This window comes from Methylobacterium sp. WL6 (assembly GCF_008040095.1).
In the GTDB taxonomy this organism is placed as follows: domain Bacteria; phylum Pseudomonadota; class Alphaproteobacteria; order Rhizobiales; family Beijerinckiaceae; genus Methylobacterium.
In genome coordinates, this window is sequence record NZ_VRVH01000121.1 from 1 (window position 1) to 13,254 (window position 13,254).

At 68.8% G+C, this 13,254-nt stretch carries 15 protein-coding genes and 1 pseudogene; 2 read left to right on the forward strand and 14 right to left on the reverse strand.

Annotated elements, in window-relative coordinates:
- Positions 1 to 124, forward strand: a pseudogene (locus FV230_RS16060) (IS3 family transposase); the annotation flags it as partial.
- A gap of 31 nt (positions 125 to 155) precedes the next feature.
- Here the strand turns inward: FV230_RS16060 and FV230_RS31250 are convergent.
- Together FV230_RS31250 and solA are read right to left on the reverse strand one after the other, a co-directional pair.
- Positions 156 to 278: a hypothetical protein gene (locus tag FV230_RS31250; RefSeq protein ID WP_281408294.1), complete on the reverse strand. Its 123-nt coding sequence runs from the start codon at positions 276 to 278 to the stop codon at positions 156 to 158.
- A gap of 65 nt (positions 279 to 343) precedes the next feature.
- On the reverse strand, positions 344 to 1,513 hold the full coding sequence (gene solA / locus FV230_RS16065) for an N-methyl-L-tryptophan oxidase (protein WP_147843109.1): 1,170 nt from the start codon (positions 1,511 to 1,513) through the stop codon (positions 344 to 346).
- A gap of 210 nt (positions 1,514 to 1,723) precedes the next feature.
- On the opposite strand from solA, the gene FV230_RS16070 reads away from it, so the two are divergent.
- Positions 1,724 to 2,683 (forward strand): GlxA family transcriptional regulator, encoded by a 960-nt coding sequence (locus FV230_RS16070; RefSeq protein ID WP_243947475.1) that lies wholly within the window; start codon positions 1,724 to 1,726, stop codon positions 2,681 to 2,683.
- Positions 2,684 to 2,776: 93 nt separating this feature from the next.
- On the opposite strand, the gene FV230_RS31370 is transcribed toward FV230_RS16070, so the two are convergent.
- From FV230_RS31370 to FV230_RS16130, 12 genes are all read right to left on the reverse strand, one after another.
- Entirely contained in the window at positions 2,777 to 3,109 is a 333-nt protein-coding gene (locus tag FV230_RS31370; protein ID WP_348642142.1) for a Rieske (2Fe-2S) protein, read from the reverse strand.
- A gap of 47 nt (positions 3,110 to 3,156) precedes the next feature.
- Positions 3,157 to 3,957, reverse strand: coding sequence for an aldolase (locus tag FV230_RS16080; protein ID WP_147843111.1), 801 nt, complete (start codon positions 3,955 to 3,957; stop codon positions 3,157 to 3,159).
- Positions 3,958 to 4,060: 103 nt separating this feature from the next.
- The gene (locus FV230_RS16085; protein WP_147843112.1) at positions 4,061 to 5,131 is read right to left on the reverse strand and encodes a PLP-dependent cysteine synthase family protein; all 1,071 of its coding nucleotides are present in this window, start codon (positions 5,129 to 5,131) and stop codon (positions 4,061 to 4,063) included.
- The gene (locus tag FV230_RS16090) at positions 5,128 to 6,672 is read right to left on the reverse strand and encodes a class I adenylate-forming enzyme family protein (protein ID WP_210248637.1); all 1,545 of its coding nucleotides are present in this window, start codon (positions 6,670 to 6,672) and stop codon (positions 5,128 to 5,130) included. The genes FV230_RS16085 and FV230_RS16090 overlap by 4 nt, the downstream gene beginning before the upstream one ends.
- Positions 6,669 to 7,475, reverse strand: coding sequence for a VOC family protein (locus tag FV230_RS16095; RefSeq protein WP_147843113.1), 807 nt, complete (start codon positions 7,473 to 7,475; stop codon positions 6,669 to 6,671). The genes FV230_RS16090 and FV230_RS16095 overlap by 4 nt, the downstream gene beginning before the upstream one ends.
- A gap of 52 nt (positions 7,476 to 7,527) precedes the next feature.
- Positions 7,528 to 7,947: a PaaI family thioesterase gene (locus FV230_RS16100; protein WP_147726782.1), complete on the reverse strand. Its 420-nt coding sequence runs from the start codon at positions 7,945 to 7,947 to the stop codon at positions 7,528 to 7,530.
- A gap of 15 nt (positions 7,948 to 7,962) precedes the next feature.
- Positions 7,963 to 8,979, reverse strand: a complete 1,017-nt coding sequence (locus FV230_RS16105) for a zinc-binding dehydrogenase (protein ID WP_147843114.1) — start codon at positions 8,977 to 8,979, stop codon at positions 7,963 to 7,965.
- A gap of 38 nt (positions 8,980 to 9,017) precedes the next feature.
- The gene (locus tag FV230_RS16110; RefSeq protein WP_243988401.1) at positions 9,018 to 10,082 is read right to left on the reverse strand and encodes an ABC transporter substrate-binding protein; all 1,065 of its coding nucleotides are present in this window, start codon (positions 10,080 to 10,082) and stop codon (positions 9,018 to 9,020) included.
- Entirely contained in the window at positions 10,079 to 10,888 is an 810-nt protein-coding gene (locus FV230_RS16115) for an ABC transporter permease (RefSeq protein ID WP_246694877.1), read from the reverse strand. Before FV230_RS16115 ends, FV230_RS16110 begins: the two co-directional genes overlap by 4 nt.
- A gap of 17 nt (positions 10,889 to 10,905) precedes the next feature.
- A complete protein-coding gene (locus FV230_RS16120; RefSeq protein WP_147843116.1) occupies positions 10,906 to 11,676 on the reverse strand; it encodes an ABC transporter ATP-binding protein in 771 nt (256 codons plus the stop codon).
- Positions 11,673 to 12,437, reverse strand: a complete 765-nt coding sequence (locus tag FV230_RS16125; protein WP_147843117.1) for a GntR family transcriptional regulator — start codon at positions 12,435 to 12,437, stop codon at positions 11,673 to 11,675. Before FV230_RS16125 ends, FV230_RS16120 begins: the two co-directional genes overlap by 4 nt.
- A gap of 221 nt (positions 12,438 to 12,658) precedes the next feature.
- The gene (locus tag FV230_RS16130) at positions 12,659 to 13,132 is read right to left on the reverse strand and encodes an iron-sulfur cluster-binding domain-containing protein (protein WP_246694878.1); all 474 of its coding nucleotides are present in this window, start codon (positions 13,130 to 13,132) and stop codon (positions 12,659 to 12,661) included.
- Positions 13,133 to 13,254: the final 122 nt, after the last annotated feature.

Here is a 13,254-nt window from a genome sequence, read left to right on the forward strand (position 1 = left end):
GCTGAAATACCAGCCGCCGGCACCGGAGGTGTTCGTGCCAGCCTTCTCCGCTTGGCCGGCTGCGCTCGCCCGACCAGCTCCGCCGGCCAAGCTACTCGTGGCGGAGCGGCCCACCGTGCACTAACTTCACCCTTGGACCACCTCGCGGGGGCCGATCACGTCCCGCGCTGCTTGATCGCTTCGATCCCATCGGCGGCGGCGGCACCGCCGAGGGGCACGAAGACCGAGGTGGCGGCCAGCGCGCCGGCAGTCATGAGGGCGCGGATCGTCTGTTGCATCGGATCGGTCCTGGTCAGGCGGTGTGGTTTCGCGTCAAGCAATCGACGAGCCATCGTCAGGCCTATCATTGGAATCGCGCGAGCGCGAAGGGCGCGAGATCAATCGGGCTACCGCCGCCGGTCATTTCCTCGGCCACGGCCTCACCGATGCCGGCCGAATGCTTGAACCCGTGGCCGGAGCAAGCGGAGACCACGAGCACCCGGTCCATCTCCGGGTGGCGGTCGATGATGAAGCCGCGGTCGGGCGTCACGGTGTAGACGCAAGCAGCGGATCGGACGACCTCCGCAGTCGCACCGGCGAGGCGCCCCTTTACGCGCAGCCGATACATCGCTTCCGACTCACCCGGATCGACGGCGCGCTCGACCGCATCGGCGGTGGTGGCCGTGTCATACTGCTCGGTCGCGACCTTGATCGAACGGACGCCTGGCATCGGCGGGAAGCCGTAAAGGTAGTCGGTGTCACCGGTACCGTACATCCAGATGAAGACCGGAGCCCGGGGTCCGTAGGCCGAGACATCGTCGACGGCGTACCAGTGCAGGAGCTGGCGCCGGACCGTGAGCAGCCTGTCGAACGGGCGGCCGAGGAGCGGAGCGGTCCACGCGCCGGCGCTGACGACGGCGCGGTCCGCGAGGATGCTGCCGTCGGCCGTCTTGACATGCACGCCGGCCGCGTCCTGGTGCAGGGCCAGGACTTCGCACCCCGTCCGGATCTCGGCGCCCCGTTCGCCCGCGCGCCGCAACTGCACGGCAACGCATCGCTCGGGGAAGACGTAGCCGCCGCCGGGCTCGTAATAGGCCTTCTCGTCGCCGGCGAGGTTCAGGAATAGCGGAAAGCGACGGGCGACAGCCGCACCGTCGAGCACCTCGTGCGCGATCCCGAACCTGCGTGCCGCACTTACCGAGCGGCCGACGAAATCCGGCTTGCCGTGGTGAGAAGAGACGCCGTCGCCGGGAGCCATGACGAGGGCGCCGCAGGCGTTCAGGAGGGGCTCCCCGGTCTCCGCCTCGAGCTCGCGCCAGATGCGATGGGAGGCGATGACGAAGGGGACGTAGTCGCTCCCCTCGCCGACGGCCTGGCGGGTGATCCGCGTCTCGCCGTGGCTCGACCCGAGGGTATGGGGCGGTGCGAAGCGATCGAGGCCGATCACGGAGGCGCCCCTTCGCGCCAATTGATAGAGGGCCGCGCTTCCCATCGCGCCGAGGCCCAGCACGGCGACGTCGACCCGTCCGGCCATCAGGCGGCTTCCTGCTGCGGGAACCCGCAACGGCGCGCAGCCCGTGTCGGAGACGGATGCAGCGTGGGGACGACGGAACCGGGCATTTGGCGTGCGTCCCTCGGCGAAAACGGCGAATGGTGGCCAGCATGATCGACCTTCGCCGTTGCGCTTGTCGTCAAGAGACGGTTTTTTGTGCCTATGGGACAGGGTGCGGAGAAAACGGCGGGTGTGGGAGTCGCGGCGTCGGGGGACCGTACCCAGGAAATCGGCTTCCTTCTGCTTCCCGGCTTCGCGCTTCTGTCGTTCGCCTCAGCATGCGAACCGTTCCGGGCCGCCAATCAACTCGCCGGCCGCGACCTCTACCGGCTGCGCTACTTCGGAGAGACGGGAGAGGGCCGGATCGCATCCTCCTCCGGGGCGGAAGTGCCGACGGAGGGGCTGCCCCGCGAGCACGGGCGTCTCCATACCGTCTTCGTCTGCGCCGGCGGAGAACCGACCGCGTGGGACCGACCCGTCATCCACGCCGTGCTGCGGCGTCTGGCCCGGTTCGGCGTGCGCATCGGAGGGATCTCCGGCGGCCCTTACGTGATGGCCGCAGCCGGGCTCCTTTCGGATCGTCCCTTCACAGTCCACTGGGAATATGCCGGCGCTACGGTCGAAGCGTTCCCGACTTCGCGCCTCGCGCACGCACGTTATGTCACCGATCCGGACCGTCTCACCTGCGGCGGCGGCGTCGCCCCCCTGGACATGATCCATACCCTGATCGCCGGGCGCATGGGCGAGGCGTTCGCGCGGCGCGTCTCGGACTGGTTTCTCCACACGGCAATCGGCGCCGCGGCCGATCCGCAGCGAGCGTCCACGGCCGAGCGCTACGCGGTCCATCACCCCGCCCTGCTGACCGTCCTCGAGACCATGGAGACGACCGTCGAGGCACCGCTCAGCCGGCGCGCGATGGCCGGTCTCGCCGCACTCAGCGAGCGCCATCTCGATCGGTTGGTCCGGGAGAAGTGCGGCCTCAGCTTCTCGGCGCAGTACAAGGCGATCCGCCTCGCCCACGCCCGGCGTCTGCTTCGCCAGAGCCCGCTCAGGATCGGCGAAATCGCGACGGCTTGCGGGTTTTCGAGTATCGCCCACTTCTCCCGCAGCTATCGAACGAGCTTCGGCTGCGCGCCGTCCGCAGAGCGTTAGGCGTCGCGCGAAGCATGTGCGGTCCGAACGGGACACGGCGACCTGCTCCAGGCCGCGCAGGAAGTGCTTCACGCGGGTCTAGTCCATAGTGGTTCAGAGACCATCATTCGCTCGGATCACGCGGTAAAGGCGAAGCGCACGGAAGGACCAGCCCGGCGAGACCGCTCCTGATGCGAGGTCGAAGGAGGCTAGGTGCCTCGAACAATGGATCCGGCCCGCCGCGCAGCGTCCGAGCGACAAGTCGGCGCCTTCGTGAGGGCAGGCCCGCTCCGCCGCGACGAGCCTTTCGCCGTCCCGCATGAGGATCAGATGTCGCCCTCTCACGAGGATCGGTATCGGTGCGGCCTCATCGCTAAGGTGGAGAGGACCGAGGTGCATCCGCACGGGCCGTTCCGGGTCAGCCACCGAGGTAGGCGTCGCGAACATGCGGATTGGCGATCAGGTCGCCCGTTCCGTCGTTTACGTCCGTCGCCTCAATCCCGGTATGCCGGCTCCTCGCGATCCAGGGTCCTTCGGATCGCGGCAAGGTGCAGACGGGCAGATTCGGGATCGCCGGCGCGCATCTGGCGGTACGCAGCTTCGGCGATCGCGGGTTCCACGGGGAGGACTTGCCGCCCGGTGGAGAGGGCCAGGGTCTGCACCTCGGCCGCCCGTTCGAGATAGTAGAGGTCGTCCCAGACCTCGGCGATGGTGGGTCCCAAGACCATCACCCCGTGATGCTTCATGAAGACGATGTCGGCCTCGCCCACGGCGTCGGCGATGCGGTCGCCCTCTCGGGTGTCGAGAGCGAGCCCGTTGTAGTGGCGGTCGACCGCGGTGCGGCCGTAGAACTTGAGCGCGGTCTGGCCGGCGAAGATCAGCGGCTCGCCCTCCGTCATCGAGAGGGCGGTGGCGTAGGGCATATGCGTGTGGAAGGCGACGCGCGCCCGCGGGATGCGAGCGTGGATCCGGGCGTGGATGAAGAACGCCGTCGCCTCGGGCTGCCCCTCGCCCGCGACGACGGTGCCGTGGAGGTCGCAGACCAGGAGCTTGGACGCGGTCATCTCCGAGAAGGCGTAGCCGTAGGGATTGACGAGGAAGAGATCGTCGTAACCCGGCACCAGGGCGGAGAAATGGTTGCAGATGCCCTCCTCGAGCCCATGACGGGCCGCCATGCGGAAGCAGGCGGCCAGGTCGGCCCTGGCCTCGCGGATCTCGGGGCGGTCAAGATCGGGCTGGTTCGCCCCGTGGCCCGCGACGGGACCGTTGGTGCCAGAAGACAGTGCGTGGGCCATTGCGTCGTCTCCATTCGGGTTCGCCGGCGCGTGGTGGATCGGGAGAACCCGGCAGCGTGGCGTTTCGGGGCGTCGACTGTAGGCTGCGGGGCAGGCGGCACCGTCATGCCACGGTCCCGAACAAGGCGGCCAGGCGCGTCTCGGCTTCCGTGAGATCGATACCCCGGGCGGCGAGCCAGCCGTCGTCGTAGAGCGTCGAGCGATAGCGCTCCCCGGAATCGCAGAGCAAAGTGACGACCGATCCGGTTTCGCCGCGCGCGCGCATCTCCTCGACGAGATGCAGGCAAGCCCAAACGTTCGTGCCCGTTGAGCCGCCGCAGGGTCGGCCGAGGCGGGCACTCGTCATCCGGGCCGCGGCGATGCTGGCCGCGTCGGGCACCGCGATCATGCGGTCGATCAGGTCGGGGATGAAGGACGGCTCGACCCGCGCCCGGCCGACGCCCTCGATGACGCTGCCGCAGGCGGGAACGCCCTGGACCGTCCGGTCGGCGTGATGGCGGTGAAACACCGAGCCGTCCGGGTCAGCGACGCACAGGCGCGTCGGGTAGGTGCGGTAGCGGATGTACCGGCCGAGGGTCGCGGACGTACCGCCGGTGCCGGCGCCGCAGACGATCCAGGCCGGGACCGGGGCGTCCTCCAGGGCCATCTGCGCGAAGATCGATTCGGCGATGTTGTTGTTGCCGCGCCAGTCCGTCGCCCGTTCGGCGAAGGTGAACTGGTCCATGTAATGGCCGCCGATCTCGCCTGCGAGCGATTGGGCAGCGTCGCTGACGTTCCCGCCGTCGATGAGGTGTGGTTCTCCGCCGTGGAAGGCGATCGTGGCGACCTTCTCGGCCGAGGTCGAGCGCGGCATTACCGCGAAGAAGCGCAGCCCGAGCAGACGTGCGAAATACGCTTCCGAGATGGCCGTCGAGCCGCTGGAGGACTCGACGATCGTCGTCTCGGGGCCGATCCAGCCGTTGCACAGGGCGTAGAGGAACAGCGAGCGGGCGAGGCGGTGCTTCAGGCTGCCGGTGGGATGGCTCGACTCGTCCTTGAGATAGAGCTCGATCCCGGGGGCGTGCGGAAGGGGCAGCCGGATCAGGTGCGTGTCCGCCGAGCGGTTGATGTCGGCCTCGATCCGCCGGATCGCCTGGGAGACCCAGGGTCGGTCCCTATCGGTCGGACGGCTCATGAGCCGGTCGCATCAGAGCCGCGCAGATCCGCCTTGCGCAGATCCGCCTCGGCCTGCGAGAGGAGCGCCTTGCGGTCGATCTTGCCCGTCGCGGCGAGGGGCATACCCTGGAGGAACCAGACCCGGCGCGGGTGCTGGTAGGCTGGGGCGTGGGCGAGCACGTGGCTCTTGACCTCCGCCTCGGTGACGGCCGCGCCCGGGCGGCGCACCACGAAGGCGACGGGCTTCGTCCCCTTGATCGCGTCCTCCACCGGCACGACGCAGGCCTGGAGCACGTCCGGATGCGTCTCGATCACCGTCTCGACCTCCCCGGGGAAGATGTTTTCGCCGCCCGAGACGAACATGTCGTCGGCACGGCCGACGAAGAAGTAGAATCCGTCCGCATCGCGGCGGAACACGTCGCCGGTGTCGTAGTAGCCGTCGGACGTGATCGGGGAAGGGGTGTCCGGGCGGTGGTGGTAGCCGAGCATGATCGCCGGACTCTTCAACTGCAGCACGCCGAGGTCCGGCGCCTCCGGCCCGACCAGGCGGACGGGCACCTGGGGATGCGGGTGGCCGACCGAGCCGACCGGGATGGGAAGGCCCGAGGGATGGCCGGAAAAGACGATCGGACCGCCCTCGGTCGTGCCGTAGGCGTTGATGATCCGGGCGTTCGGAAGCAGCGTCCGGGTCTGGTCCATGAGGGTCTCGTTCACCGGCGCAGAGCCCATGCGCAGGGTGCGGACCCCCGAGAGGTCGGCTTCGGCCAGGGCGCCCGCCTCGCGCAGCATCATCGCGATCATCGGCGGCACGGCGGTGAGCCAGGTGCAGCCGTATCGCCCGACCGCCGCGATGTAGCGCTTCGCGTCGAATTGCGGGAGCAGCACCGCGCTCGATCCCGAGGCGCAGACCAGGAGCGCAAGGGCCAGCGCGTTCATGTGGTAGAGCGGCGCGGCGATGAGCAGGCGCTCAGCGCGGAGGTCCGCCTCCGCCATCCGCGTGCGCACCACCCAGAGGTGGGCGGCATGGCCCAACATCACCCCCTTGGGCCGCCCCGTCGACCCCGAGGTATAGAGGCAGAGCGCCGCCTCGTCGGCCCACGGCCGAACAGCCTCGAACGCGCCGGGGTCGAGCCAGGATGCCAGCCCATCCGGACCGTCGCGGTCGAAGACGGCGATGGGGACGGCACCCGCGAAGGCCGCGTGCCGGGCGGCGTCGCAGACGACGAGGCGGGCGCCGCAATCGGCGATCACCCACGCCACCGTCGACGCGGGAAACTTGTGATTTACCGGTGTGGGCACGATCCCGGCCCGCATGGCTCCAAGGACGAGGGCGACAGTCTCGGGCCGGTTCGCCGCGAGGATCGCGATCCGGTCGCCGCGCGCGAGTCCCCCGCGCAGGAGACCGCGGGCGAACGCGTCGGCCATCGCGTCGAGGCCGGCGCGGGTCATCACGGTCTCGCGCGCCTCGCCGTCGAACCCGATGAAGACCGGCCGGTCCGGATCGCCGGAGCGGTCGACGAGGGCGCCGAGGTTGTCGATCGCGTCGGCGCGGCTCATCATGAACTCCGGCAGGTCACGAGAAGGTCGAGGGCGGCGAGCGTCAGGGTTGCGCGGGCGGCGTCGTGGCGAAGCCACAGGGCCCCCGGCAGGGCACGGGCCCGGCGCTCGATCTCCTCCAGGGTATCGAAGCGCAACCCCAATTCGAAGAAGCGCGGCGCGCCGCCGGCGACGACGTGGAGGTGGAAGTCCCCGAGCCGGATGGACCACCCGTCGGCATCGGGCTGCGCGAGCGCGTTGCAGGCGGCCGCGTAGCGGACGGCCTCCGCCTCGGGATGGCGGCTCGTGACGACGACCCGATCGATCCAGTTGAAGCCGTTGGGGTGGGCGAACCATTCCGGTCGCCAGACGAGGTCCGGCGTCAGGTGCTCGCAATGGTAGATCCGGCCCGCCGGGAAGAGGTGGGCGGGAAACCGAACGGTGCGGAAGCGCGCCTCTTCGGTCCGCCCGGCGACGGTCACCGGGCGGGAGAACGTCGCCGGCGCCTCGACCGGCAGCCCGGTCCGGCTCAGCCGCGCGAAGCTCGCGTCCGCATCGCCGCTGGCGATGACGAGGCCGTTCAGGCCGAAGGGCGAGTCGAGTACGTCGCGGCGCTGGAGCCCGAGTTCCGGCACACCGACCAGCTCGAGATACGGCCCCCGCGTCATCATCAGGTGGTTGATCGATCCGAGCGAGTGATGCCCGCGCGGCGTCAGCCGGAAGCCGAGCGCCGTGAAGGTCTCCGCGGCGGCGTCCATGTCGCGCATCGCGTTGACGACGACATGGTCCAGTCCGTCATAGGCGGATCGGCTCGCGGGGCGGCTCATGCCGTCCGCCCCCTAGAAAGCGCGATCCCTTCGCCGGCGCCGGTCGGCACGATCACTTCGCCGGTGCCGTCATGTAGACGCCGCGCCCGCTGGCTAGCAGGCGGCCCTCGGCGTCGAGGATCTGCGCCTCGGCGACCGAGATCTGGCCGCCGAACTTCACGACCTTGCCAAGGCAGCGCAGGTTCCCCTGCATCGCCGCCCGATGGTAGTCGACGCGCAGGTCCACCGTCGGCACGCCGCGTCCGGTCTTCGACACCAGCGCCCAGTCGGCCGTGAGGTCGACCAGCGTCGCGAGGATGCCGCCGTGCGTGTAGCCCTTCTCGGCGTTGACGACCCATTCCGGACGCCACGTGGCCGCGAGTTCGATCGTGCCCTCGCCGACGGCCACGACGCCGAGGCCGAGCCACTGGTGGAACGGCCCGCGCAGAAGCAGCGCCTCGACCTGTTCCTTGGTGAGTGAGGTGTCCGACATGCTGTTGATCCGGTCCTAGGGAGCGACGACGATCTTGCCCATGACCTCGCGGTCCTGGATCATGCGAAGGCCCTCGGCGGCCTCTTCGAGGGAGAGCACCTTGTCGACGACCGGCTTGAGCGTGCCGGCCTGGATCATGTCCATCAACGCCGAGAGGTCGTCGTCGTAGAAGCTGTTGGACCCGACGATCTTGAGTTCGAAGCTCCAGACGTAGCGGAGATCCTCCTTCGGATCGTGGCCGGCGGTGGCGCCGCAGACCAGCAGGGTCCCGCCCCGCTTCAGGCACTTCAGCGACGGCACCCAGGTGTCGCCGCCGGTGAAGTTGATGACCACGTCCACGCCGCCCTCGTAGGTGCGCCGCTGGGGCTTGCCGTAGGTCTGGATCGCCCATTTCGAGAAGTCGGTCTCGCGGTAGTTGACGACGTGGTCGGCGCCGAGCTCGGTCAGGCGCGCCATCTTGTCGGCGCTGCCGGCGCAGGCGATCACCTCGGCGCCAAGTTGCTTGGCCAGCATCACGCATCCGGTGCCGACGCCGCCGCTGGCGCCGAGGATCAGGACCCGGTCGCCCGCCTTGACCGTCTTGTGGGTGATCAGCATCCGGTGCCCGGTGCCGTAGGCCACCGGCAGGGACGCCGCGTCGGCGTAGCTCACATCCGGGGGCATCGCGATCAGTTGGTCGGCGGAGACGCGGCAGTATTCAGCCATGCCGCCGTCCATCATCTCGCCCATCAGGCCCTTGGCCTTGTTGAGCGGGTTGACGAGGACGCGGTCGCCCGCCTTCCAGTTCGCGACGCCCTCGCCGAGTTCGACAACCTGCCCGGCCATGTCGAGGCCGATCACCACCGGAAACGGTACCTTGATGCCGGGCATGCCCTTCACGGTGAAGACGTCGTGGTAGTTGAACGACGAGGCGCCGACCCGGATCACGACTTCGCCGGGGCCGGCCTTCGGCTTCGGGTGGTCGTGGACGACGGCGAGGTCGCTGATCTCGCCATGCTGGCGAAGCACGAGGGCCTTCATCGTCTCGGACATGCTGTCTCCTCCGGTTGATCGTTGAATGGCGCGGGCGGTCACCGAATCGCCTTCGACGCCTCGTAGGGGCCGGTCACCAGCGCGGCGTCGGGCAGGTCGCCCTTGACGACGCCGACGGCCTTGAACACCGCGAACTCGTTCTTCAGGGAGGCGACGTCGGCCGGCTCCATGCTGACGGTGTAGATGTGATCCCAGAGGGCGGCGTAGGCCTTCGCGTCGGCTTCGCCGAGGTTGGCCGCCGCCATGAGCGCCTGTGCAACCGCGGCCTTGTCACCCTTGCCGAACTCGTAGGCCTTGCGCATGGCGGCGACGACCTTGGCGGCCCCCGCGGGGTTGGCCTTGAGCCAGTCGTTGCGCATCAGCCCGACGCCGAGGACGGGCGGCGCGTCCTGCTTGGTGATCGCCTTCCACTCGGCGCGGAAGGAGCCGAGCTTGCGCAGCTTGGCATCGGGCAGCAGGGCCAGGGTGACCGTGCGCAGGGCGGCCGCGTCGATGTCCTTCTGCGCCAGGAATTGCGCCAGCCGCGGATCGTTGCCCGGCACGCTTTCGTAGTCCGAGGGCTTGATGCCGTAATTCGTCTCCAGGATCGCGGAGGTGATCGCCGCGGTGGCGCTGCCCGAGGGCGAGGTCCCGATCTTCTTGCCCTTCAGGTCGGCCATCGTCCGGATCGGCGAGGCTTCCGGGACGACGAAGTCGAGGTCGGCCACCTGGGTCGCCAGCACGATGCTGAGGGGGAGGCCGTCGGAGGCGACGCTGAAGGACGTTCCCGCGCTGGCAGCGATGGCGAAATCGATCGCGCCCGCGGCCATGGCCTTGGTCGGCGCGTTCACATCCGGGAACTTGAGGTACTCGACGGTGAGCCCCTCCTTCTCCATGAACTTGCCGGCTTCGAGGACGGCCCCGAAGCCGAGGCTCACCCCGGAACTCCAGTAGCCGATCCGCACGGTCTCGGCGCGTGCGGGGCATGGTGCGGCGGCAAGGCTCGCGAGGGCTGCGGCGACCAGGCCGACGCGTTTCATCACGGTCATCGAGGCACGTCTCCAAAGGTCGTGGTCGTCGCGGTCGAAGGCACCGAGGGGGCGGTGGCGAAGGGCGATGGTCATGTCTGCGCGGTCCGCTTCCAGGCGAAGAGACGCCGCTCCAGGGGCTTCAGCACGAGGGATTCAAGCCCGATCATCAGCGTGACTAGGGTGAGCGTCCACGCGAAGACCTGATCGGTCTGGACGAGGTCGGCGGCCTGCCGCAGGCGGTAGCCGATGCCGCTGCTGGCCCCGAGGGACTCGGCCACCAGGCTGACGCGTGCGCCGAACCCGAAGGCGAGGCGTGCGCCCGAGAAGAACGACGGCAGGATCGTCGGGAGATAGACCTTGAAGAGCACTTTCCACCGCGGCATGCGGAAGGTGCGCGCGAGTTCGAGGTAGTCGGCGTTCACCGTCCGCGTGCCCTGCCAGACGTTGGTCAGGATCAGCGGCATCGCGGTCATGAACACCACGAAGATCGTGGTCCAGTTCGACAGCCCGAACCAGATCAGCGCGAAGATCGCCCAGATGGTCGAGGAAACCGTGTTCACAACCGTCAGGACCGGTTCGAAGAACGCGCCCAGCGCCCGGCTCGCACCGAGCAGCAGTCCGAGCGGAAGCCCGACCAAAGCGGCCAGCGCGAAGCCGGATGCGACGCGGCCGAAGGTGATGCCGAGGTCGGTGGCAAAGCTCTTCGAGGCGACGAGCGCGCACCACGCGCCCCAGACTCGGGCGGGGCTCGGCAGGACGAAGCTCGGCGCGTGCAGTGATGCCGCCTGCGAGGCGGCCAGCCCGAGAGCGATCAGGCCGAAGCGCATCGCGACGAGGCGCAGGCGACGCGATCTGGTCGCGGCGCGGCGCGTCGCGCGGAGGGATGGCGGCGTGCGCAAGGGTGGGGGCGTCCGCTCTAGCATGACGCGGGACTCAAGCCTGCGAGGGCGAGGCGCAGGCCGCGCACCGCCTCGGCGACGTCCGGCGCCAGCGGGTTGCGCGGATAGGGCAGATCGATCGCACGCGCCTCGCCGACGCGCCCGGGACGCGGATGCAAGACGACGACGTGGTCGGCGAGGACGATCGCCTCCTCGACGTCGTGGGTGACGAAGATCAGCGTCATCTTCCGCAGGCTCGCGATGCGCAGGACCTCGGCATGCATCTGCCCCCGGATCGACGGGTCGAGCTTGGAGAACGGCTCGTCCATCAGGAGGATCGCCGGCTCGGTTACGAGGCTGCGCGCGAGGGCGACGCGGCTGCGCATGCCGCCGGACAACTCGTGCGGATAGATGTCCTCAAAGCCGGCGAGCCCGACGAGGGCCAACGTCTCGCGGGCGCGCCGGCGCCGCTCCGTCGCAGGAAGGCTCTCAGCCTCGAGCCCGAACGCGACGTTCTGGGCCGCCGTGCGCCAGGGCAGCAGCCGATCCTCCTGGAACATGTAGGTCATCGAGTGCCAGTTCCGGAATTCGGCGGACGGCACATCGTCGAGAAGCACGGTTCCGCTGTCGGGCGGGATCAGTCCGGCGATGATGTTCAGGAGGGTACTCTTGCCGCATCCTGAGGCTCCGAGCAGCGCGACGATCGCCCTCGCCGGCACCTCGATGTCGATGTTCTGCAGAACATGGAGTGGCTCGCCCTCGCGCCGGTCGAACCATTTGTTCACGCCCCTGATTGAAACGACGCTCATGCGGAGCCGTCGCCGCTCTGGAGCGCCGCATCGATCGGCACGAGGGCGGCGGTATCACGAAGGCTCTGGACGACCTTTTGCATCGTCATCTCGCGGAACGTCTCGACGTGACGGCGCGCCACATCTTCTGCTCCGTCGGCATCGCCGGCGACTAGGCATTCGATCATCAGGCTGTGGTCATTCTCGATGTTCGGCCGGACGCCCTGCACGCCGAACCCCAGCGCAACGAGCCGGGTCATCTCGTCGAGGAGGCCCGACAGCGTCCGGCACAGGCGCTGGTTACCGGCCGAGACCGCGATCGCCATGTGGAAGCTGCGGTTGGCTTCGAGGAAGAAGTCGATCTGGTTGCCGACGTCGGTCACGGCACGGTCGCGGCAGGCCCGCTCCAGCCGTTCGAGCTGGGCCCGGTTTACGCGGCCGGCTGCCCCCCGCGCGGCCAGCGGCTCCAGGACAACGCGGAGCGCGAAAACCTCGTCGACATCCCTCACGGTGACGGGGGCCGCCCGGTAGCCCTGCCGCGGCATCGAAGCGACGAAGCCCTCCTGGATCAGCCGTTGCAGCGCAATCCGGCAACTCGCCTTGCCGAGTTCGTAACGCTCCATCACTTCGGCCTCGGTGAAGCGCATGCCCGGCAGGATCCGGCACGAGACGATCGCGCGGCGCAGAACGTCGTAGGCTTGGTTCCCGCGCAGGGTCGCCGGGGGCACCGTCAGGACGTCCGGTTGGCGCGGGAAGGCTCCGTCCTCAGACTTGCGCGGCATCTTCACCACCTCACGGCAGCCTCGTGATCAGCCCACGAGACCCAGCCAACGTAGCCAGGCTTTCAGGGAAGCGCCAACAAAATTGATGAGTATCAGTGGTTTAGCATAAAATATCCCCTTGCCGCCCATATCGTGAGCAGCTTACGACTGCTTCGTGACCTGTTCTTGGAATTTTCCCCTCGACCGTCACGCGAACGCCCCGTCGATCCATCGCGGGCCCGTCAAAGGTCCAGAGTCACGCCGACGCGGGCGCGCGAGACACACGGGGTCATCCGATCCTGGCGTTTCCCGATCGGGAGCACCGCATCGCGGTGGATCACCGTGCCGTCGCGGTAGCCGCATTCGCAGGCGCCGCAGACACCGAGTTCGCACGAGGAGGGCAGGGAGAAACCGTGTTCGCGCAGCACATCGAGGAGCGAACGGTCCGCCGGCACGTGGAGTACAGCGCCGGTGGAGGCGATCCGCGCGCCGAATGGTTCAAGCTTGAAGTTTTCGTCTGAGACGGCGGCGAAGTGCTCGACATGGACTTGCTCGGGCGGCCAGCCATTTGCGGCGAGCGCCGCCTGCACGGCCTCAGTGAGGCGGCGAGGACCGCAAGCGTAGACATGGGTGTTCGCGTCGGGGCCGCGCAGGAGCGCCGGATCGAAGCGCCGGCCTTCCTCGGAAAACCAGTCGTGCAGGTGGTCAGCCCCCATTGAAGTGGTCCGCCCTTTGGTATGGCTTTTGAGCCTGGAGGACGGACAAGATGGCAAAGCCCCCGAAGCCCGAGGAGATCGTCGCGAAGCTACGTCAGGCAGACGTGCTGATCTCACAGGGC